22 protein-coding genes, 2 tRNA genes and 3 pseudogenes are annotated in these 21,343 nt (G+C 49.1%); 8 read left to right on the forward strand and 19 right to left on the reverse strand.

Features of this window, described 5'->3' with window-relative positions:
- Positions 1-6: 6 nt before the first annotated feature.
- Positions 7-2,511: a helicase gene (locus F4Z13_04125; protein MXZ48428.1), complete on the reverse strand. Its 2,505-nt coding sequence runs from the start codon at positions 2,509-2,511 to the stop codon at positions 7-9.
- A gap of 95 nt (positions 2,512-2,606) precedes the next feature.
- Here F4Z13_04125 and F4Z13_04130 point away from each other — a divergent pair.
- Positions 2,607-2,697 (forward strand) — tRNA-Ser (locus F4Z13_04130).
- Between the two features lie 239 nt (positions 2,698-2,936).
- On the opposite strand, the gene F4Z13_04135 is transcribed toward F4Z13_04130, so the two are convergent.
- Entirely contained in the window at positions 2,937-3,233 is a 297-nt protein-coding gene (locus F4Z13_04135; GenBank protein ID MXZ48429.1) for a hypothetical protein, read from the reverse strand.
- 613 nt (positions 3,234-3,846) lie between these two features.
- On the opposite strand from F4Z13_04135, the gene F4Z13_04140 reads away from it, so the two are divergent.
- On the forward strand, positions 3,847-4,956 hold the full coding sequence (locus F4Z13_04140) for a Fic family protein (GenBank protein ID MXZ48430.1): 1,110 nt from the start codon (positions 3,847-3,849) through the stop codon (positions 4,954-4,956).
- 9 nt (positions 4,957-4,965) lie between these two features.
- Here the strand turns inward: F4Z13_04140 and F4Z13_04145 are convergent, their stop codons facing one another.
- Positions 4,966-6,918 carry a VacB/RNase II family 3'-5' exoribonuclease gene (locus F4Z13_04145; GenBank protein MXZ48431.1) on the reverse strand — a complete coding sequence of 651 codons (1,953 nt, stop codon included), beginning with the start codon at positions 6,916-6,918 and terminating at the stop codon, positions 4,966-4,968.
- Positions 6,919-7,032: 114 nt separating this feature from the next.
- On the opposite strand from F4Z13_04145, the gene F4Z13_04150 reads away from it, so the two are divergent.
- Complete coding sequence (locus tag F4Z13_04150) at positions 7,033-7,215, forward strand: hypothetical protein (protein ID MXZ48432.1); 183 nt, start codon at positions 7,033-7,035, stop codon at positions 7,213-7,215.
- Positions 7,216-7,253: 38 nt separating this feature from the next.
- Here F4Z13_04150 and pilM read toward each other — a convergent pair whose 3' ends face one another.
- The 8 genes from pilM to amt form a co-directional block, all read right to left on the reverse strand.
- Positions 7,254-8,261, reverse strand: a complete 1,008-nt coding sequence (gene pilM, locus F4Z13_04155) for a type IV pilus assembly protein PilM (GenBank protein ID MXZ48433.1) — start codon at positions 8,259-8,261, stop codon at positions 7,254-7,256.
- A gap of 93 nt (positions 8,262-8,354) precedes the next feature.
- On the reverse strand, positions 8,355-8,720 hold the full coding sequence (locus tag F4Z13_04160) for a hypothetical protein (GenBank protein ID MXZ48434.1): 366 nt from the start codon (positions 8,718-8,720) through the stop codon (positions 8,355-8,357).
- Positions 8,717-9,478 (reverse strand): hypothetical protein, encoded by a 762-nt coding sequence (locus F4Z13_04165; protein MXZ48435.1) that lies wholly within the window; start codon positions 9,476-9,478, stop codon positions 8,717-8,719. The genes F4Z13_04160 and F4Z13_04165 overlap by 4 nt, the downstream gene beginning before the upstream one ends.
- Positions 9,469-9,882 (reverse strand): helix-turn-helix domain-containing protein, encoded by a 414-nt coding sequence (locus tag F4Z13_04170; GenBank protein MXZ48436.1) that lies wholly within the window; start codon positions 9,880-9,882, stop codon positions 9,469-9,471. Before F4Z13_04170 ends, F4Z13_04165 begins: the two co-directional genes overlap by 10 nt.
- Positions 9,883-10,013: 131 nt before the next feature.
- Positions 10,014-10,457 carry a DUF3574 domain-containing protein gene (locus F4Z13_04175; protein ID MXZ48437.1) on the reverse strand — a complete coding sequence of 148 codons (444 nt, stop codon included), beginning with the start codon at positions 10,455-10,457 and terminating at the stop codon, positions 10,014-10,016.
- A 38-nt stretch (positions 10,458-10,495) separates the two neighbouring features.
- A tRNA-Phe gene (locus F4Z13_04180) sits at positions 10,496-10,568 on the reverse strand.
- A 182-nt stretch (positions 10,569-10,750) separates the two neighbouring features.
- The gene (locus F4Z13_04185; GenBank protein MXZ48438.1) at positions 10,751-11,845 is read right to left on the reverse strand and encodes an outer membrane beta-barrel protein; all 1,095 of its coding nucleotides are present in this window, start codon (positions 11,843-11,845) and stop codon (positions 10,751-10,753) included.
- A gap of 51 nt (positions 11,846-11,896) precedes the next feature.
- Positions 11,897-13,243, reverse strand: coding sequence for an ammonium transporter (amt, locus tag F4Z13_04190; GenBank protein ID MXZ48439.1), 1,347 nt, complete (start codon positions 13,241-13,243; stop codon positions 11,897-11,899).
- A gap of 279 nt (positions 13,244-13,522) precedes the next feature.
- On the opposite strand from amt, the gene F4Z13_04195 reads away from it, so the two are divergent.
- On the forward strand, positions 13,523-14,476 hold the full coding sequence (locus F4Z13_04195) for a methionyl-tRNA formyltransferase (GenBank protein ID MXZ48440.1): 954 nt from the start codon (positions 13,523-13,525) through the stop codon (positions 14,474-14,476).
- Here F4Z13_04195 and F4Z13_04200 read toward each other — a convergent pair.
- From F4Z13_04200 to F4Z13_04210, 3 genes and pseudogenes are all read right to left on the reverse strand, one after another.
- Positions 14,462-14,830 (reverse strand): hypothetical protein, encoded by a 369-nt coding sequence (locus tag F4Z13_04200; protein ID MXZ48441.1) that lies wholly within the window; start codon positions 14,828-14,830, stop codon positions 14,462-14,464. The two genes, F4Z13_04195 and F4Z13_04200, sit on opposite strands and share 15 nt — an antisense overlap.
- Positions 14,814-15,680 (reverse strand): NAD(+)/NADH kinase, encoded by an 867-nt coding sequence (locus F4Z13_04205; protein ID MXZ48442.1) that lies wholly within the window; start codon positions 15,678-15,680, stop codon positions 14,814-14,816. The genes F4Z13_04200 and F4Z13_04205 overlap by 17 nt, the downstream gene beginning before the upstream one ends.
- Positions 15,677-16,799: pseudogene (locus tag F4Z13_04210) on the reverse strand (peptide chain release factor 2). Before F4Z13_04210 ends, F4Z13_04205 begins: the two are co-directional and overlap by 4 nt.
- Positions 16,800-16,875: 76 nt before the next feature.
- Between F4Z13_04210 and F4Z13_04215 the strand changes: the two are divergent.
- The 4 genes and pseudogenes from F4Z13_04215 to F4Z13_04230 all read left to right on the forward strand — a co-directional run bounded on the left by F4Z13_04215 (position 16,876) and on the right by F4Z13_04230 (position 19,469).
- Positions 16,876-17,132, forward strand: a pseudogene (locus tag F4Z13_04215) (type II toxin-antitoxin system RelE/ParE family toxin).
- 17 nt (positions 17,133-17,149) lie between these two features.
- Positions 17,150-17,467: a transcriptional regulator gene (locus F4Z13_04220; protein ID MXZ48443.1), complete on the forward strand. Its 318-nt coding sequence runs from the start codon at positions 17,150-17,152 to the stop codon at positions 17,465-17,467.
- Positions 17,468-17,594: 127 nt separating this feature from the next.
- Positions 17,595-18,734 carry an alanine--glyoxylate aminotransferase family protein gene (locus F4Z13_04225; GenBank protein ID MXZ48444.1) on the forward strand — a complete coding sequence of 380 codons (1,140 nt, stop codon included), beginning with the start codon at positions 17,595-17,597 and terminating at the stop codon, positions 18,732-18,734.
- A 57-nt stretch (positions 18,735-18,791) separates the two neighbouring features.
- Positions 18,792-19,469, forward strand: a complete 678-nt coding sequence (locus F4Z13_04230; GenBank protein MXZ48445.1) for a DUF2461 domain-containing protein — start codon at positions 18,792-18,794, stop codon at positions 19,467-19,469.
- 23 nt (positions 19,470-19,492) lie between these two features.
- On the opposite strand, the pseudogene F4Z13_04235 reads toward F4Z13_04230, so the two are convergent.
- The 5 genes and pseudogenes from F4Z13_04235 to F4Z13_04255 form a co-directional block, all read right to left on the reverse strand.
- Positions 19,493-19,816 (reverse strand): annotated as a pseudogene (locus F4Z13_04235) (helix-turn-helix transcriptional regulator).
- 4 nt (positions 19,817-19,820) lie between these two features.
- On the reverse strand, positions 19,821-20,228 hold the full coding sequence (locus F4Z13_04240) for an MAPEG family protein (GenBank protein ID MXZ48446.1): 408 nt from the start codon (positions 20,226-20,228) through the stop codon (positions 19,821-19,823).
- A 17-nt stretch (positions 20,229-20,245) separates the two neighbouring features.
- Complete coding sequence (locus F4Z13_04245; protein MXZ48447.1) at positions 20,246-20,527, reverse strand: hypothetical protein; 282 nt, start codon at positions 20,525-20,527, stop codon at positions 20,246-20,248.
- A 14-nt stretch (positions 20,528-20,541) separates the two neighbouring features.
- Positions 20,542-20,886, reverse strand: a complete 345-nt coding sequence (locus F4Z13_04250) for a hypothetical protein (GenBank protein ID MXZ48448.1) — start codon at positions 20,884-20,886, stop codon at positions 20,542-20,544.
- Between the two features lie 10 nt (positions 20,887-20,896).
- On the reverse strand, positions 20,897-21,343 hold a 447-nt coding region (locus tag F4Z13_04255), incomplete at its 5' end, for a chorismate synthase (protein ID MXZ48449.1).

Here is a 21,343-nt window from a genome sequence, read left to right on the forward strand (position 1 = left end):
AGAAATTCAGTGCTCTCGCTCCTCAGAGAAAAAATCCCGCATCCGTCCGAGTATCTGTTCCGTCTTCGCGCAGAAAAAGCCGCTGCCCGCAACGGAGTTGATAAAGAATTTCCCGTAGTATTTCGACACGATGCGCCTGTCAAGAACCATAACAACACCACGGTCCGTCTTGGTGCGTATGAGTCTCCCGAAGCCCTGTTTGAACCTGAGTACCGCATGGGGAAGTATGTATTCGCGGAACGAATCCATATCCTGTTTTTCCATGTACTCGATTTTCGCCTCCGTAACCGGATCCGTGGGAACCTTGAAGGGAAGTCTGCATATAACGACCATCTTTAGAGAATCCCCGGGAATGTCTACTCCTTCCCAGAAGCTGTCGGTCGCGAAAAGCACCGAGTTCCCAAGCGTTTTGAATTTTTCAAGCAGCAGGCCCCTAGGCATTTCCCCCTGCTTGAAAAGACTGACCGGAACGGTCCCGATGCTCTCAAGAATTTTTCCCGTCTTTTCATAAACCCTGTTAAGCGAGGAATAAGAGGTGAAAAGTACCAGGGCGTTTCCGTTCGTTACGGAGATCGAGCCTGAGAGTATCTGCGCAAGGGAATCTTCATAGTCCTCGCGTCCGGGCTCGGGCATATCCGACGGGACCAGCAGCAGGGACTGCGTTCGGAAATCAAACGGTGAATCAACAATAAGCCCCCTGAATCTTTCATTATCCGAAAGTCCGATGTTTTTCCTCTGAAAATCGAAATTCTTATCCACGGCAAGCGACGCAGAAGTCATAACGACGGTTTTGGTCTTCGAGTAGAGCTTTTCCGAAAGCTCCTTGGATACATCGAGCGGGGAGAGGTTGATGGAGCAGAAAATCGCCGCCCTTCTGCGGTTCCCTTCAAACCATCTTATATAGCTCTCGTCCTGCTCGCCAAAGAACCTTCCTATGGCTTCGCGGAAAGCAAGGGATCTCTTAGCGATGCCTCCGAGCTCAGCGGTGAGTTTTATGTGGGAATCCGCGTGCGGTGAGCCCTCGACTACTCTCAGCAGGTGGGCAATCTCGTTTTCAAGCGAAAAAAGGGATTTTTCAAGCGCCCCGAAACGCTCCTCAACGGCAGGCCATTTCTCGTGCCGCATAACCTCTTCTGTGAGCCTCAGGCTTATCGCTGTCTCACCCGATAGCTCCACCCCAAAACCGTAAAGCGAATTAAAGACCTCTTCGCTTACGGCCTCTATGCGCTCAACGGCCCTCGCAAGCCCGCCGCCCGAGCGCTCGAAAACCTCCCTGAGGGTGGAGTCTTTTTCTTTCTGCGCAAGGTGCGAGATGTAGGATACAAGTCCCTTGTCCCTGTTTTTCCGAGAACGAAGCTTTGAAAGCGTCTTCGCAATCCCGTGCTTGCTAAGTTTCAAACTGAAATGCGAAGTGGCCGCCTCGGCGATATTGTGCGCCTCGTCAAAAACGACCTTCGCGTAGCGGGGAATTATCCCGAAATCCGAATCGGGTCCCGCAGTCCCTTTTATCGCAATATCAGAGAAAAGCATGTGGTGGTTGGCAACAAGCACCGAAGCCCTCGAGAGCTCCCTCCGCGACTTGAAGAAAAAGCAGCTTGAATAGTGGGGACACTTGGTCCCCGGGCAGCTTTCGCTTTCCGCAGACACCCTGTCCCACACATCGTCAGGGGGTGTAAACGCAAGATCGGAAAGTGAGCCGTCCGAGGTGGTCTTGGCCCACTCAAGCACATCCTTCATGGAACCTCTTTCCCCGTCGTCTATAAAATCGAAAAGATCCTGCCCAACGGCTTCGCCGCGGAGAAGACAGAAGTAGTTTCTCATTCCCTTAACAAGAGCGTAATCAAACTTCCTCGGGAAAAGATCCCGAAGAAGGGGAAGGTCTTTGTTTATCAACTGTTCCTGAAGATTGATGGTGTTTGTTGAGACCAGAACCCTCTCACTGTTGCTAATTGACCAGAGAATGGAAGGTATGAGGTAGGAAAGAGTTTTTCCGGTGCCCGTGCCGGCCTCTATCATTGAAAGGTGTTCGTCATTGAATGCGTCAATCACGTTTGAGAGGACTTCCAGTTGCTCATCCCTGTGCTCGTATTTCTCTCCCAAGACACGGGACACGGGACCTGCAGGCAGAAGATATTCCCTCGCGGATTCATTGTCAACACGTACCGTTTCCCCCGGAACAAAAGGCTCAACAACTACGTACACCTTCTCGACCTCGCTGTCCACTATGTAGAAACCGACGCCCTTGTTTCCGAAAGCCGAAGCGACTGCCACGTCCTGAGGTGAAGGTTCGAGGTTGCCTGAGGGATGGTTATGCACGACAACGTTCCCCGTTTTCGCCGCGTCAAGGATGGCCGGAACCGCCTGGCGGTTGCCGCGTGCAAGGACTTTTAGATCACAAACCAGAGAGTTTTCATTTACCTTGCCGACGAAAAAAACCTCGTTTCCATAGGCCTCTGTTATTGCCTCCCTGATAAACTCTACAGCTTCGGGAGTAAAGTAGCTTTCAATCATATCCGCTTAAGTTTACACAGAGGCTCTAATAACTAAACTTCCCGACAGATGTTGCCTTGCCCTTCGGGCTTCGGTAGCCTGTTTTGCGTGTCGGGGGAGGGATGGCCGAGCGGTTTAAGGCGCTGGTCTCGAAAACCAGTGGGGTCTTTTTGGCCCTCGTGGGTTCGAATCCCACTCCCTCCGCCACATTCTTTTGGTATGTGCCTGCAAATAAAGATTTTCGCAATAAGTAATTAGGGGCTTGTTCTATTTTCTTCTCTTTTCTTGCCAATCCGTAATATACTGAAGCAACTTGATTATTACCTCGAAAACAACCCAAATTACAACACCTGCAAGTACAAGGTAAGGAAATAAACTCCATACGGTGGCTCTTACTATCCCCCAAAACTCAAACCAACCTAGAATTAAATCTATCATGGGTTCAATCACGGGAGCAAAGGCATTTGCCGGTCTCTTTTCCCCTGGGGGAAGGGAGTAACAAATCTTTTCCCATCTAATATCTCTTGGACTGTGAGCATTTGCATTCTCGGAAACTTCGCTCCGAATATCTCAAGGTCTCCCGCCTCTCCCATCATCTTATGAAAATTCCTCGCCTTCCGTTCACTCAAAGGTTCCATAATGATTAGTCCTGCCATTTCTGCCTCGTCTCTTTCCATAACGCTGTGTAATGCCCTTAGATCGGCAATAGCGACATTCCGCCCGCCCTTCACTTCAAGCACCATGCTTTGAAGCTCCTTTTCCCGAGTATCGAAATAAAGGGTTATTTGTCCTTTCTCTTCCTGATTCTTTCTACCATCTCCATACCCTCGGCCGTAACGCTTTGAAAGAAGGAATACTCTTCATCTTCACTCCATCTGTCCGCAACAGCCCTCACTACAGTTGAAAGGTTTGTGGTTCCTCCAAGCAACTCACTTCCGGTTATATCTCTTACCATCACATTCCCTTTTTTGTCAGTAATCCTATATTAATAACCCATAATCAATTCCCTCCTATAAACACGTCTTAAAATGCTTTTCTTTGCCAAGCCTTGTTTTCATTCACCTTTTTTTGCCCGTTCACTGAAAGAATCCAGAAGATTTGCCCTTGCTTCTTGATACTCCTTTTCCATCTCCGGCCCGAATTTCTCTAAGTGCTTTCTAGCTTTTCTCTCATTCATGCTAACACCTCCATAACTCTATTATACAAAGTAGCTTCAATTCCTGTCTCTTCCCCTACGGTCCTGTCCTTTCCCTCTCTTGCCTTTTGGTGGTGAATAACAATCTATTCACCGCATATTTTACGGCGATTTTCTTGCTTATGTGATAAATAAAAGGTACAAACAATGCGGTGAATGATATGTGGATACATGAGCATCATAACTGGCCGGACTTCACTTGGGATCTCAAAAAACTCGCTTCCAAGCTTGTCAATATTCGACACCGTCAGGGTCGTCTGCTAGGCAGAATGGAAGGATTAGGTTTCGAACTCAAGCAAGAAGCAAGTCTCGGAACACTGACAAGCGATGTCGTTAAATCATCAGCCATCGAGGGAGAAAATCTGAACCCGCAAGAGGTTCGCTCATCAATCGCTCGCCGACTAGGGATTGATATCGCCGGCATTACGTCAGTGAACCAAGATATTGAGGGTATTGTTGAAATGATGCTGGATGCGACCCAGCAATCTATCAAACCTTTAACAAAAGACAGATTGTTTGACTGGCATGCGGCACTGTTTCCAACAGGTCGCAGCGGCATGCGTCGCATCACAGTTGGTGGCTGGCGCTCCGTCGAATCCGGTCCCATGCAAGTGGTTTCAGGTCCTATAGGACGTGAAAAAGTTCATTTCGAGGCTCCAAACGCAGAGCACCTTGAACATGAGATGACGGGGTTTCTGGTATGGTTTGAGAGCAAGGATGATACTGACCCCGTGCTCAGAGCCGGTATTGCCCATCTGTGGTTTGTGACAATTCATCCATTTGAAGACGGTAATGGACGTATTGCAAGAGCGATTACCGATATGGCCCTGGCGCGTGCTGACGGCATGGGAGACCGCTTTTACAGCCTTTCATCGCAATTTGAATCTGAGCGCAAAGATTATTATGACCAGTTGGAAAAACAGCAACGCGGCACGCCGGAGGTAACAGGTTGGTTTGAATGGTTTCTGGATTGCCTTGGTCGTGCAATTGCCAGAGCCGAAGACACACTGAGCACCGTGTTATTTAAAGCACAGCTGTGGGAAAAGATTAATCGGCAACCTGTCAATAAACGTCAGCGTCTGATTATTAATCGTATGCTGGAGCATGATTTTAGAGGGCATATGAGCACCTCAAAGTATGCAAAACTGGCCAAGTGCTCCACAGATACAGCATTACGGGACATTCAGCACTTAAAGTCACTCGGCATTTTTATTCAGAACCCTGGCGGCGGACGAAGCACAAGCTACCGCTTGCCGGATACCATTAACTGAAAAAAACGGTCAGGATGCTAGATTGAAAGTAAGCCTTCTTCTCTCCATGTCCGCTGATACAAGCTTCACGCGAACTTCCTCTCCGAGGTTGAACCACTTTCTTTTCCTGCCCTTGATCTTGTAAAAATGCTCGGGGATGAGTCCCTCGACGAAGTGTTCTTCTATTTCTATGAAAACCCCGAAGGGGTGTATGCTCAGTATTTTCCCGTGGAATACGTCACCCACGCGGCTTTTCATGAAATTTGCCGTCTCAAGGTTCATAAACTGGCGCTCCGCATCCTCGGCTGTTCTCTCCAGAATCGAGCAGCGTTCGGCTATCCGCTTGAGACGGGCGGAGTCGTAGGAAGGTGTTCTTTTCTGCAGTATTTCATCGATAATCCTGTGAACAACAAGGTCAGGATACCTCCTTATGGGGGAAGTGAAGTGGGTGTAATCGTCTATAGCAAGACCGAAGTGGGGAACATGCTTTGTTGAGTAAACGGCTTTTTTGAGCGCGCGCAGAATCATAAAGTTTATCTGCTCCCGATCCTTTCTCCCCGAAGCAGCTTTTATCACCGCCTGGATGTCCTGCTGCTTGATCTGTCCTCCGAAGTTTGCCTTGATGCCTATCTTGAGAAGGTTTTCACGCAGTTGCTCTATGGAATCCGGGTCCGGGGATTCGTGAATCCTGTAAATCGATTCGAAACCGTTTCTGAAAATAAACTCCGCGACAACGGAGTTGGCCATGATCATGAACTCCTCTATTATCTCATGGGCAACATTCCGTTTAAGCCTGTCGACGTCGCTTACCTCTCCCTTGGAATCGCGAAGCAGCACGGCCTCGGGAAAATCAAAGTCAAGGCCTCCTTTGCCAATCCTAAGCTCCTTGAGCTTGCAGTAAAGCTCTCTCATCAAAAGCAGGGAAATAACGATGTTTTTGCCACGGGAGGATGAAGCAGTGCCGTTCCCTTCCAAAATGGCCGCGGCTTCGGAGTACGTAAGCCTCGCACAGCTTTTTATCACGCTGTTGTATATCCTCGAGTCCTTGAGTCTTCCCGAGGAATCGAAATCCATCTCGACCGTCTTGGTAAGCCGTCTTCTTCTGGGGCGCAGGCTGCAAAGATCGTTTGAGAGTCTCTTGGGAAGCATGGGAATCACCCTGTCTGAAAGGTAGGTGCTGGTGGCCCTGCGGGCAGCCTCCTCATCACACGCGCTTCCGCAAGCCACGTAATGAGAAACGTCCGCGATACTTACCCGGAGTCTGTACCCCTTGCGGATTTTCATTACGCCTACCGCATCGTCAAAATCCTTCGCGTCATCCCCGTCTATGGTGAAAATAGTCTCTTTTTCAAGATTCACTCTCGAGGAAAGGTTCCCGTTTGATAACTCCGCGCTTAGACCCGCGACTTCTTTTGTCACGTTGCGCGAAAAACCCTTCGCAAGACCATATTCGGAGATAATCCCTTTTTTTTCAGTTTCAATTTCTCCGGATATCCCTAGGCGCTCGGTCACTCTTGCTGACTGTCTCCCCGGCTTAATCTCTATGACCACGAGTTCCCCGTCGGAAAAACTCTTTTTCCACCCTCTGGTTTCAACCTCATACTCGAAGAGTTCCGCTTTTCTGGGACAGGCAACAAATCCCCTCGGGGTTTTTCTCAAATCGGCCAGAACCCTCAGGGAGTTACCATTTGAGAGGCTGGTTGGAACGATTTTCTTGCGGTTCCCATTAAGAAGAGATACAGGGAAATCCAGGTGCCGACTGTCTTTCGCAGCACTCTTTTTCCAACGTTTTCGAAGACGGTAACGACCCTTGGAAGTTCTTTTAAGCTTCCCCTCGAAGGCCATACTCTTCAGCGTAGCCCGGAGCTTCTCTCTTTTTCTCTCGGGCATATCAAGCCCCCTGAGAATATTGCCCTCGGAGAGACTTTCCCCCTTGTTTTCGCTGAGCAGTTTTAGAATCTGCAATTCCCTTTTGCTTGACATGATATAAACCCGGCTTTTCAGCCGCAGGAACTTCCCTGTTTTAAGAATTGAAATTTATGGGGTCTTGTATACAATAGTGCCGTTTTTTATTAATTCTGCTTTCTGGAGTTTTTTATGCTTAGAACAAACATTCTCGGAGGGATTCTCATAACCGCGCTTGTTCTTTTTATAGTAGGTTTCGGAATTTCCCTCAAATTCTCACTCGACTGGTCTTTTTACTTTAAGGTTCTCTCGGTAGTCGGCGCGGTCGCGCTTGCAGTTTCCCTGATAGTCCACCTTATACCTTCAAGAAACTAATCCGGTACGCGGAATTTCTTACCAGTTTTTTCTTCTATTCACAAACCCCTAAGCGCAAGTCCCACCGCAACTGCCATCTTCGGGGCCAGATGTTCAATGTATTCAGGATCAAAACGCGAATCCGAAACAGTGATGTTTTGAAAAGGATTTGAAATCTCGACCTGAACCCCAGTGGCCTCTCCAAGTACATCGGCGAGAGTTGCTATTCTTGAAGATCCCCCGGAAAGAATTATTCGGTCGATTACGTCTCCCGCTTCATCAAGAACCGTCTTTATCTCATCAGTGGCACGAGCAACGAAATCAGTAAAAACATTTTCTATTTCGTCATATCTGCCATAACCTTTAAGGCTGAACTTTATTCTCTCCGCCTCTTCGTAGGTAATTTTGAATTCCTCCATCAAACGAAACGTAATCCATTGTCCCCCAAGCGAAATATCCTTCAGCACAAAGGGCACTGTACCATCCAAAACGCTCAAGTTAGTCCCTGACGCTCCGATATTCACAAGCGCCACCTTTTGACCGCGACCGCGGCAAAAAACTGTATAGCAGTTTGAAAGGGCCATGGCGTCAACATCAATTGCTTGGGCGCGGAGTCCCGCCGAGAAAAGCGAACTTTTATACTCCTGCGCCGTTTTTTTCGAAACTGCCGCAACCAGCACCTGGGTCTCCTCGGATTTCCCGTTGCGGCGGAAAAGCGAAGTGTAGCTGTAATTAACTCCGCTAACGTCTTTGCGAAGACTGGTTCTCACAAGGTCCGGAACAAGTTTTTCCATGTCCTCTCTGAGGAAAATTCTGGGAACATTTACGACTTCTAAAGCAACGGCTTCGCCGGAAACTCCTATAACCGCCTTTTTCGTTCTCACGCCGAGCTTAGAAACGAGACTTGATACAACCCCCGAAACTATGTCGCCCCTTGAAATCGACTTGCGGACTATTGCATCTCTAGGAAGCATAGCCTCTCCCATATTCTCAAGCCGGTAGGTTCCACCCCCGTAGGAAAGTTCCACAATCTTGACAGAACTTGAACCTATATCTATTCCAACCATGGCATCTTTCCCCTCAAGGAGGGAATCTGGGCGACGAAGTTTACCGAAAGCCAACTTTTTAAAAGGAGAAATCAACGAACCGGGGATTGGAAACTACTCTTCCACAAGATCGTAATATATTTGCACTTCCTTGGAATGGGCTTCCGGGGGAAAGCTATCGAAACTGGCTGTGAAGAAAAAGCTTTCCGTCGGACCAAGTCTTTCCCCTTCCTCGACAAGCGCGGAGGTCGCGGCAAGGGCGTTTCCATCCGAATCCTTTACAAATATAACGACGTAAACTGACTGTACCGGGAAACTCGCCGTGTTCACCACGGCGCCGTTAAAATCCACGCTTCCGTCAAAGTTCTCGGTCTGGAGAACCGGCCCGTCGAGTTCAACGGCGGACTCCTCCGCGGTGCAGGCCGTAAGAATAAAGGCCGCGAGGACAAATAATGAGGTAATCAGAAAGCTTTTTTTCATTTTTCCGGTTTAGTACCCACGTTTGAAATCGAAATTACGTTCGCTGGATCCGCAGTTTTCTTCTCCGCGGTCTTTTTATCTTCAGAAGCGTGATCCTCTATTATGTCTCCAAGCACCTTGTGCATCAGCTTAAGTGCGCTTATGGAGTGTTCCTTGAGATAACCCTCGCTGAAGGGAATCTCCTCCTTTCTCCTTCTTAAGAACAGATGAAGAATAAAGGCCTGATTGTTCAGTACCACTAAAATAGCTACGTAAAGCAGAAAGTTGTCGGCGAAAACCTTTTTCATCAATGTTTTCGTGTCGGAATCGATCTTAACTATGCCGAGCGGCCCATCGGCCTGCGGGGAAAGAAACGGAACGGAAACGGAGATCTTTCCTGCGTATTTTTCAACCGAGTACCCCTCGGGCGGATAAGTGTTTTCCAGAAAGTGCCCAGAAGCCATTTCGTCTTCCGGCTGTTTCATAAAAGTAACGCTGAAAAATTTGGGAGAGATCCCGAAAGTGTTAAACAGCTTCTCCCTGCCCAGCTTCTGGTCAAGAAAAAGATAGAACTCGTCACTTGTAGACCCCTCTCCGTGATCCTGATAGAAACTGGTCGCCTGGTCTCCTATGGTCTCGGCTATGGCTTTGGTTCTGGTGACAAAGTCTTTTTTTGCGTTATCAAACTGAAAATAGAACACCACTCCTATAAGGGCTATGATGCCCAGCTCAACCATTGATATTTTGAACAGCAGTCCAAATTTCTGGTTCAGGCGCATTTTACAAACTCTTCAAGTATCTTGCGTAGATTTTTGTCCTGTGAATGTCGGAGAAGCATGAACACCATTCCGGCAAAATCTTTTTTTATTTCTCCGTCAAGACTTCTGTAAAGCTTAAGGAGCATCTTCTCCTCGTTTGTGAGAACCTCGAGCTCCTGTTCTGATATGGCCTCTTTTTCGATAAATCTTTTGAGTCTTTCCGTCCTTGAGACGCTCCAGATTTCCTCAACCTTGACCCCCAAGATTGAAGATATTTGCTGGCAGCGGTCAAAAGAAGGTGCATCAACCTTTCCGGTTTCAAGCTGATGTATGTACACGCTCGAAACCTCAAGAGATCGAGCAAGGTTCTCCTGGGTAATCTTTCTTCTCTTCCTTATCCTCTTTAGATAATCTCCAAACTTCATTTAAAATCCCTCCGAGAATAAAATAGTCCTATATATGCCAAGTCTAACCTAATGTACATAACAAAACAATCCAGTCAGACCAACCTTAGATACAGAAGTTAAAACATAAGGAAAGAAGATGAGGGGTAAGGTCAGAACGATGCGCAGGTGGGATTGATTTCGCGCAGGACACCCTGTTGAGCAAATCTGCTTTTGTATCCTTCAATAATCCTGTCTATTCCGGGAGCAGAATCGGCATTTGGCGGAACAAGGATTATAAGTACCTTAGTGTCCTCTTTTATCAGATTTTCAGCGGCATCCGTGTACTGCCCATAGGCATCCAGAATGGTAAGACCGTCAGGAAACTCAACAGTTATGGTGTCTTCGAGAAACTCTTCCCATTGCTGATCACTCACGACTTGCCGATTGTCCGCATTCCCACGCCCGAAAAAAAGTCTATATTCGGTATAAGAATCGGTGCCGTCCGGACACGGGTTTGTCTGTGCCTCGGAAGAACATGAAAGGATAAAAGCACAAGCAGCAAGAGCCACAACAGTAGCTAGTGCATCAACCGTTTGATTAAGGGTCTTCAGCATAAACTCCCTCGTTTAAGTGGAGAGATGCAAAAATTGTGTGCCCGGAGGCGGAATCGAACCACCGACACGAGGATTTTCAGTCCTCTGCTCTACCAACTGAGCTATCCGGGCAGAAATAAACGGGCTTTAATTCTACCCGAAGAAAATATTTTGTTTCAAGGAACGAAACTTCTTCGTTCATAAACAAAGGGGCCTCGGCCCTTTTCTAAAGAACCGAGGCCCCCCTGAACACAGAAAAAAGAGGTATGGAGAGATGGTTTTTTTTCTTCTGCGTTGTGTTTGGTTTTCTCTATCTATACGTCAAGCCAGTAAAGAAGCTGTACGGCAAATCCGTGCTGATTATCTTCGCCGGCAAAATAAGCGTCGTCGCCGTCCGCCATGTCATACCTGTACTCAAGCCTCGTCTCGAAATTTCCCACGGACTCGAAAGGAGTCAATATGAGAGTCGAGGTGAACTCGGAAAGCTCAAGATCCGGAGTATCGACTCTTTCCGACTCATCAACGTACTCACCCCTGAGAGCAAGTGACATGGAGTCCGCAAGGCTTACTATCGCATAACCTGCAAAACCCCAACGGTCTCCCCCCGCATCATGCGACGTGTACTCGAAATCGGCTATCAAGGTGATCTTCTCCATGAGGGTCACGGTCCCAACAACCGTGACAAGGGTTCTGGTATCGCCATCAGTATCGCCGAAGTACCCGGTAACACCAAGCCAGCCGTCGTTCGCGAAATTAAGCGCAATCTGCGATTCAAATGTCTTGCCGTCATCCACATCATCAACCGCGTCCCAGTCGTTGCTTAAGCCGAGAGCGAAATCAAGTGATCCGGCACTGAAGGTGGCCCGAACACCGCTGTGCGCAAACGGAATCCTGTAAAAAAGCAGGGATCTCGTTATGTTGGTGTTGTCCTTGGCCTCTATAAGTTCCCAGCCCGCAAGCGTGGTGAACTGACCGGCGTAGATGTTAAGACCACCGGCACCCGATGGAACAAGTACGTTTATGTAAGCCTGATAGGGACTTACCGCGCCGTCACCGTCGGTGTTAAAACCGAAGCCGAGACGTTCAGCCTGTTCGCCGAAAAGAACATCTGCCCTGAAACCCACCAAGTCCATTGCTCCATCGCCGGCAGTTGGAACCTTTTCAAGCGAAAGAGTGAAGGCGTCTATCGAAAAATCGTTGTGTTCGGGATAAAGACCCCTCTCAGCGATACCCTCCCCGACTTCCCCGTTCGAAACATACTGGTAAGTCGTATCAAGCGAAAAGCCGAGTCCAATCGACTCAAGATTTCCGAGATCGAGAGCGTTTGCCCTCGAGGCCCCGAACTGGGTCCCGAGCAGCAAAGCCGCCGCAATCATCATCAATGAAAGTTTAGAAACTATACTTCTCATTTTTCTCCTCCTATAAGAGTTGTTATTTTCTTTTTTCCTGTTCTCATGCTGTCAAACCTGCGTTGCGGACTGAAAATCCGGATAGGACTCCATTCCGTGCTCGGTTATATCCAGCCCTCTTCTCTCTTCTTCCTCGCTCACTCTTATGCCCATAGCCATCTTTATGGCGTAGAAGATGATGAAGGCACAGACGACCGTGAAGACACCGTATGCCAGAACCCCGATAAGCTGAACCATAAAACTGAAATCGGGTCCTCCGAAAATTCCCACGGCAAGCGTTCCCCATATACCGCAGACCAAGTGAACGGAAATCGCTCCCACCGGATCGTCTATCCTTATCTTGTCGAAGAAACTGACCGCGAAAACCACTATTATTCCGGCCACAAGCCCTATGATGACCGCCTCTCCCGGAGAGACCACATCGGCTCCGGCCGTGATTCCCACAAGACCCGCAAGCACACCGTTTAAAGCCATGGAAAGGTCAGGATACTTAAAGGTTCCCCACGACGTGAAGGCCGCTCCTAAAGCACCCGCAGCCGCCGCAAGCGAAGTCGTGACTATGACCAGTGAAATCAGTTCCGGATCCGCGCTCAGCACCGAACCGCCGTTAAAACCGAACCATCCCATCCAGAGCAAGAACACACCGATTGCAAGAAGCGGAAGAGAGTGACCCGGAATCGGCCTCATTGCTCCCGAGGCGAGATATTTCCCTATGCGCGGGCCAAGAAGATAGGCTCCGACAAGTCCTCCCCATCCTCCTACGCTGTGAACGAGCGTGGAACCGGCGAAATCGTAAAAACCCATCTGATCAAGCCATCCGCCGCCCCACTTCCAGGATCCAGCTATGGGATACACTATGGCGACGAATATGGTTGCGAAAATAAGGAAGCTTGAGAGCTTTATACGCTCGGCAACCGCTCCGGAGACAATCGTGGCCGCCGTTGCGGCAAACATTGCCTGGAATATGAAATCGGTGTAGTAGGTGTAGCCACCGTCTGCATACTCTATGAGCCCCTCAGCCCCGGCCGGTGCTGAAATACCGAAACCGGCAAACCCAAAGATGCCACCACCTATGAAATCCCCTGGGTACATAAGGTTAAAACCCATAAGGGCGTAAGTGAGAATGCCCGCCGAGATGATAAACGTGTTTTTAAACAGTATGTTTACCGTGTTCTTCGATCTGGTAAGTCCGGTCTCGAGACTGGCAAATCCGAGATGCATTATAAAGACAAGAAAAGTCGCAAGCAGCATCCACACGTTGTTCGCCACGAAAACAGAATGGGCCGCACCTTCTGACGCAAAAGCTGAATAGCCCCCCAGAACAACAAAAGCAAAAACCGAAAGAAACAGCACGCGGCTGCATCCGAAGGGTTTTCTTAAAAAATCTGCGATATTCATAACCAACTCCTCCATGTTTGGACAATTTTCTTCTCAATACCTTTTGCAATTAAGGGGCCATAAGACCAACAGACAGGAAGCACCCACTCTAACTCTCTGAAATAATTGGGGAAAAATAAATCCCCAACGGCTCGGGATTTTCAAGTAGACTTAGAGCCTGCAAACCATGCCTAAAAAATGTGCACAGTGTGCACCGAAAAAAACCGTTTAGAACAAAAATCGCTTGCAGGCGCAAAAAATGGAGACCGAAGTGATCACTTCCTTTAAAAACACAGAAAAATGAGAATCCTTTTCGCCGGAACACCAGAATTCGCCGTACCATCACTCGAGGTGCTTTGCGATTCTTCCCACGAGGTAATCGGGCTTCTCTCGAAGCCGGATAGGCCAAGGGGGAGAAGTCGAAAACCCGTGTGGCCGGAAACAAAAAAAATTGCCGCGGAGCGCGGAGTGCCTGTTTTTCAGCCCCAAGACTTAAAGACACCCGAGTTCGAAGAGACGCTAAAGGCCCTTTCCCCCGATCTCATAGCGGTTGTGGCCTACGGAAAGATGCTCCCCACCGCCATGCTTGACGCACCCCCCTTTGGCTGCGTAAACGTTCACGCATCGCTGCTTCCCAGTTACAGGGGAGCAGCCCCAATTAACTGGGCCATAGCAAAGGGAGAGAAAAAAACGGGAGTTACAATCATGCAGATTGACGAGGAAATGGACACGGGAGACATTCTCGTTCAAAAGAAGGTGCAGATAGGGGATGAGGAAACCGCCGAAGAACTTTCGAAAAGACTTTCGCTTGAAGGAGCACAGCTTCTTTTGCAAACGATCGACAGCATTGCAAAAGATGAAATATCTCCCGTAAAGCAGGACCCGGCCGCGGCCACCTACGCACCTCTTATTTCGAGAAAAGACGGCCGGGTGAACTGGAGCCGGAACGCAGAGGAGATAAAAAACCTAGTAAGAGCAATGACTCCGTGGCCGTGCGCCCACACCACGCTCGGAGGGAAAAACCTCAAGATATTAAGGGCGCTTTCGGGCCCGGGGGAAGGAAGACCCGGAGAAATAGTATCGCTCAGGGGAGAAAGCTTGGATGTCGCAACGGGTAATGGGATCTTGCAGATACTCTCTCTTCAGATTGAAGGCGGGAGAAAAATGGACGCCCCTGAATTCAAACGGGGCAAAAAAGATCTTCGGGAAGGACAGTTCATGGGAACATCCGGAAGCTCTCTATATCCTGATTGAGACCTCGAAAGTTCCTATTTTCACTTTGCCGGCAAGCCCACATTTCCAGCAAAGATCTGTAGCGTGAGTCTTTGACTTTGCGGGAACAAGCAGAATGAGCTGGACCGAAAGCTCCGAGAGAGTTTTCCAGTACTCGCTTCTTTTTTCGTCGATAGTGGCTTCGGTCTCAACCTCAATAATCTGCACGACTTGCCCGTATGAACCGAGAATTACGTCGGGGAAAAGACCCTCGAACTCACAGAGTTGCTCTTTGCCGGGGTTGGTACGTATCTCATTATAAAGCGAGGAGTACTTCTGCTCCACCTGCCTTATTACCCAGCCATGAATCAACTTCTCCTCACTCGGAATTTTCATATCTCCCGCTCCACATAAGCTTTGTCTTCAAAATGTTGAAATAATCCCTAAAAGGAGATTTTATGATATTCACGTAACTCTCCGAACCTTCAAGAACAACTTCGTCGCCGAGATAAAGAGGTACTCCCACCTGCCCATCAAGTGTAAGATAGGTGTTCTGTATGTCGGTAAGCACCCTCGTCCTTATCTTTTTTGTGTAGGGCACCACGATAGGCCTGTTGGTAAGAATATGCGGACATATTGGAGTGACGGTTATCACGGGCAGCGTCGGATAAATTATCGGCCCGCCCGCAGAAAGAGAGTAGGCGGTTGAGCCGGTAGGGGTCGCAAAGATAATTCCGTCAGCCTTAAAGGTCGTAACGTATTTTTCGTTTATATATATGGAGAGATCCACAACCTTGGAAATTGGACCGTTGTTTATAACTACGTCGTTTAGTACCGTGAATTCTTCCCGCTCTCCGTCCTTTCTGTCTACGCAGCACGATATCATGTCCCTCTTTTCTATCTCGTAGTCTCCGGCGAGTATTCTCTCCATCATCGGAAAAAACTCATCCACCGTGAACTCAGTGAGAAACCCGAGTCCACCGAGATTGCAGCCCAGTATTGAGACGTCATGTCCCTGCACCATTCGTGAAACCCAGATAAAGGAACCGTCACCCCCGAACACAACTATTATGTCGACGGCCGCAGCCAGGTCACGCTCCGCAAGCACATTCTCAGCGTCTATGTTGCGTCCAAGGTTCTCCTCAACGAAGAACTCTATGTCTCTTTCACGAAGCCACCCGCACAGCCCCCTAGCAATCTCATAGACTTGCGCGCTGTCCTTCTTGCCCGTTATGCCGAACTTCAAGTCGCTTCCTCCCTTGAGTTTCCAGTTGAGTCATGCAGAAGATACGATTCTATAAAACCATCTATCTCCCCGTCAAGTATCGCATCAACGCCTGAGGACTCGAAATTGGTACGGTGGTCCTTCACCATGCGATAGGGATGCATGACATACGATCTTATCTGGCTTCCCCAGCCGATTTCCTTTTTCGAGGAATTGAGTTCCTCTTCTTTTTGTTTTTCCTCCATCCTGCGCAGTTCGTAGAGCCTCGCCTTGAGTATCTTCATGGCGCTCTCCCTGTTCTGGCGCTGCGACCTCTCGTTCTGGCAGCTGACCGCAACCCCGGTGGGAAGATGCGTGATGCGGACCGCGGAATCCGTCTTGTTAACATGCTGTCCGCCCGCTCCGCTCGCGCGGTAAGTATCGACCCGCAGATCCTTTTCCTCTATGTTCACCTCTATTGAATCATCTATCTCGGGAGAAACGAAAACCGATGCGAAAGAAGTGTGCCTCCTTTTGTTCGAGTCAAACGGGGATATCCTCACCAGCCTGTGAACCCCTGTCTCCGCCTTCAGGTAACCGAAGGCGAACTTCCCATGAGCAAGAATTGTGGCGCTTTTTATGCCGGCTTCCTCTCCGTCCTGAGTCTCAAGCAGTTTCGCTGAAAATCCCTTCCTCTCCGCGTACCGAAGGTACATGCGAAGAAGCATCGCGGCCCAGTCCTGGGCTTCGGTTCCCCCCGCCCCGGCGTTTACCGATACTATGGCGTTTCGAGCGTCGTCAGGGCCGCCGAGAATCCGGGTGAACTCAAGTTCGTTGACTTTGGCTTCTAAGGACGCAAGCATGGCACCCGCCTCTTCAATCGAATCCTGATCGTCTTCACCGACCGCGAGTTCGAGAAGACACGCCGCGTCCTCCATGTCGGAACGGAGCTTCTCGAATCCCGAAACGGAGTCTTTGATTTCGGACTGTTCCTGAAGCGTTTTGCGGGCTAGCCCGGAATTATCCCAGAAATCCGGAGCCGCTGTAATTTTTTCAAACTCTTTTAACCTTTCAGTCTTGGAAGGCAGGTCAAAGATAGTCTCCCATTTTCTGAATTCTTTCTCCGAGGCTTTCCATCAGGGCAGTGAGTTCCTCTTTCATCCAAGATTCCTCCTTAGAACGCGTTAGAAGATAGTACGCAAATAACCTGTGAATTCAAAAACACGGACGATCCCAAATAAAAACATTAGAATACGAACGCGAAGATGGAACTAAACCGTTTAAGCAATGGTTCGATTCTCTTAGCTCCGTTATTGGCTGAAAATCAGAACTGCTGTAGCTCGAATGAAAAATGGGAATTTTTCAAAAGACGGTGACAATCTGATCATTCTCCTAGGCGGTGGGACGAAGAAACGTCAGCAAAGTGACATTAACGAGGCGAAGAGATATTGGAAAGACTACAAAGACAGAAAAAATTCGCATGGAATAATATAAAAGACAGGAGGAACATAGTGGCATTAACACGCGACTTTAGAGATACCGTAATGGAACGGGCTAGGAAAGATCCGGAATTCCGCATCGGTCTTCTGACCGAAGCAATTGAGTGTGTTATCAATGATGAAATTAACGTAGCCAAGGAGTTGTTGCGAGACTACGTTAACGCGACTATCGGTTTTCAGGAACTTGGAACCCTTACGAAAAAAGATCCGAAAAGTCTAATGCGCATGCTCGGCCCGAAAGGGAATCCAAGTCTTAAAAACATCTCTTCCCTTCTAGCATCCTTAAAGGAAAGCGAGGGCGTAAAACTTCATGTGCAAGCCTTGGGATAACACCTGTTATCAAGTACGAAGACCCTCTTGGCACCAATACCGTTAACTCTCAATTGAAACGGCTTACATTTGTGGGTATTTTACCCGCTTTGATTCAATCCCCTAATAACACGAGGAGAAACACCAAATGAAAAGATTGCTGCTGACCCCCGGCCCCGTGGCGGTCCCAAGCGAAATAATGGTTGAGATGGCAAGACCGCTCATTCATCACAGGACCAAGGAATTTGAAGCCGTGTTCGCTCAGGCAAGAGAAGGTCTGAAACAGGTTTTTCAGACAGAAAACGAAGTTTTCATACTGGCGGCTTCGGGAACCGGCGCCATGGAAGGAGCCGTGGTAAACACCCTTCGCGCGGGCGACAAGGTGATCACGGTAAACGGCGGAAAGTTCGGAGAGAGGTGGGGGAAGATAGCGAGAGCCTACGGACTGGAAGTGGATGAAATAGAGGTTACGTGGGGCGAGGCCGTTTCCCCGGCAGTAATAGAGGAAAAACTCGAGAGCGACCCCTCGATAAGGGCGATTCTGATGCAGGCAAGCGAGACCTCCACCGGAGTCAAGCATCCAACCGACCAGGTCGCGGCGATTACATCAAAAAGAGACGACGTGCTGCTCATAGTTGACGGCATAACCGCCGTCGGGGTGTTCCCCCTCCCGTTTGACGAACTGGGAATCGATGTTCTCGTGGGCGGTTCGCAGAAAGCTTTCATGCTTCCTCCGGGACTTTCATTCGCGTCTATGAGCGAGAAGGCCTGGGAGTTCAACAAGACCTCGGACCTCCCGAAGTTCTATCTCAATTTTGCCGACTACCAAAAAAGCGCCCAGAAAAACACGACGCCATGGACTCCCGCCGTCACGCTGATAATCGGCCTCGGCAAGGTTATAGAAGGGTTTATGGAAGAGGGGATGGACAATATTTACAGAAAACGCGAACTGATGTCGCTTGCGACCCGCGAGGCACTCCGAGCGATCAACATAGATCTTTTCACCACTGACGCGGCAAGCCCGGCTCTTACCGTGGGAGTAGCTCCCGAAGAGATAGGGGCGGGGAGGATCATCTCCGAGCTTCAGGCAAAATTCGGTATGACCGTCGCGGGCGGACAGGACCACGCCAAGGGAAAAATCTTCAGAGTATCCCACATAGGAGATGTCGACCGAAACGATATGGTGGCGTTTATTTCAGCCCTCGAATCTATTCTGGGATCTTTGGAACATGATTTTATAAGCGGAGCCGGAGTTTCCAAGGTATCGGAAATGCTGGGAACGGCATAGACACCATTATTATATGACGCCCGCAAGCTAAGGGGACTGAAGCCAGATAACACCGCCATGAAACACTTTTCTTTAGAAACCTTCCGTTTTCTAAAGGATCTCAGCATTCCACGCGACAAGACGTGGTTTGAGGAAAATCGCGAGTGCTACGAGAAGAAGCTGCTTGGCCCGCTACGCCAAGCTGTTACAGACATAGGTCCCAGTCTCCGCGAAGTGATCAAAGACTGCGAGACCCGCCCCGCCATTAATAAAACGATTACCCGGATAAACCGGGACATGCGTTTTGCCAAAGGGCGAAGTCCTTACAAAGACAACATGCTCGCTCTTTTTTACAGAGAGGGGCGCAAAAGACTTGATGCTCAATTGTTTCTGGGTTTTCAGCCGGAAGGCGTATGGCGGGGACTCTACGTACCCACTCCGCTGCTCTCCCCCAACGCCCCGATGGCCGAAGAAATTGAAAACGATTCACGGGCCGTCGTCAACCTCGCGCAAGACATTGGCCTTGGATCTGACATCGATCTGGTCGCGTGCAAAAAGTATGGTGAAATTGACCGGACGCTTGACCCCGCAAAAGCAGAGAGCTTCCTTGAAGGACCTCATCTTTGCGCCTTGCAGACATGTGAGCCAGACGAGGTCGCAAACAGCCTCGTCCCTTTTATCCGTGAAACACGAGACTTGTTAGTGCGACTCGTTCCTCTCTGGAAACTCTACTCAGGAGCGACAGGACAAACTTAGCTTGTTTACCATTTCGGTTGTTACTATTCTGCTTTGTTCGCAGGATAGATCGTTACAGGCGTTTCTTGCTTGATTACTTCAAAACTGATTTTGAGCCGTGTACCGGTTGCCTGCGCAATCTTCTTTAGCGTACTTATGGAAGGATGAATTCTTCCACCCTCGAATCTGGCCACAGCAGACCGTGTTGTTTGAATTCTCTCGGCTAATTGTGCTTGAGTCAGTCCTGCCTTAGTGCGAGCCCCAATAAGCAAGCGTGCGATTTAAAATTCCGGTCTAAGCTCGTCATACGCAGACCTATACTCCGGACCCTTGCTCCATTTCTTGTGTAATTCGCTTACCTTGCCCATTCAGCTAAAACACGGAACCCAGGTTGATCACCACGACGATACCGTAGCCCAGAAACGTCAGGACCATCCCTCCAACTCTCATGAACATGCTTCGCTGTTTCATGAAACTGAAAAGAATTCCATGCATGAGTCTGCCGATCAGAAAAGCTATACCCGCAAAGTGCAAGTATGCTGAGGACAGATGATTAAGTTCCGCGACAAGCATCAGAATCAGAAACAGCGGTGCGTATTCGATTAAATTTCCATGTCCCCTTACAGCTCTGTTAAGAGTTTCCTGCGAAATCGTTTCGCCCTTCTTACGCAGAAAATCGGTAAACGGACTGCCCCTCAGGTATATGACTCTCACGCTCAGAATTATAAGAAATATCGCCAGAAGGCATGAGTAAAGAAGTGTTATTTCGATTGGCGGCATTCTAATTCCTTGGAAAATCAGGAAAAGTGCTTTGAAACAAGCGGATCATTGTCTATTTCCGAGATCAGGTAGCCGATCCCGTAATAGTCGCCCGAGTTGTGGTAGAGCTTTACTCCCTGGGGGGTCGTAAGGTAGTTTCCCGTCTTTACGGTCTGCTCAGGAAGATCGACCTCGTACACCGTGTAGCCGACCGTTCCACTTCCTATGTTAACCTTTTTCCGCTCTTCCCTTAGCCTCTTAACGCTTTTCGCGATCTCCCAGGCCTTTGGATATATGTGTCCTTTAACAAGAAATTTCATAACTGCCCGAGAAACTAAAGAATCTCCATCTCCACGCGGTCTATCAAACCGATGCACATCATTATCTTGTCTATGCCCGGGTCCCTTTTGTGAACGAAAATTTCCGAGAACTCTCCGCCGCAGTCCCCGCATACGCCCTCTTCGTCGGATTCCTTCTCGCAATCTCCGCAGTAATATGTCTTCAGGTTATACCAATGTAAAGAGGAATAAAGAAGTTCCCTGAAACCGCTTTTGCTAAGACACTCCCCCCACTCGGAAATCGCTTCGACCAGATTGCTGCGGTAGTAATCCGGTATGTCCGCCAGATGTCCCGAGTATATCTCTTCCTCCCCTACGTAAATTCTGAACAGTTCCGACATGGCAGTTAAATCAGATGGTCGACAGCTTTGAGATCAGCAGGTGATCGAGCAGAACAAGATTGACCATGGCCTCCGCTATTGGAACAGCCCTGGGGCAAAGACATGGATCGTGCCTCCCCTTTACCCGCAGCTGGGTTTTTTCTCCCTCTTTATCCACGGTGTCCTGTACCTGGGATATGGAAGAAGTGGGTTTTATGGCAATTCTCACTACCAGATCCGCCCCGCTTGTTATTCCGCCCAGAAGGCCGCCCGAGTTGTTCGTCCTGAAGCCCAGGGTGCCGTCTTCCTTTTTATACATGAGATCGTTTACCTGCGAACCTTTCCTCTCGACGACCCCGAAACCCCAACCCAACGCCAAACCCCAAAAAAACCCCAAGCAAATAAAAACGAGCCGCGGCTCCGCCGGAAACGGGCGGTACAAGGGGAAGCAGAGAACCCTAGGGAAGCACCCCGGGCC

The organism is Candidatus Dadabacteria bacterium (assembly GCA_009837205.1).
Classification (GTDB): domain Bacteria; phylum Desulfobacterota_D; class UBA1144; order Nemesobacterales; family Nemesobacteraceae; genus Nemesobacter.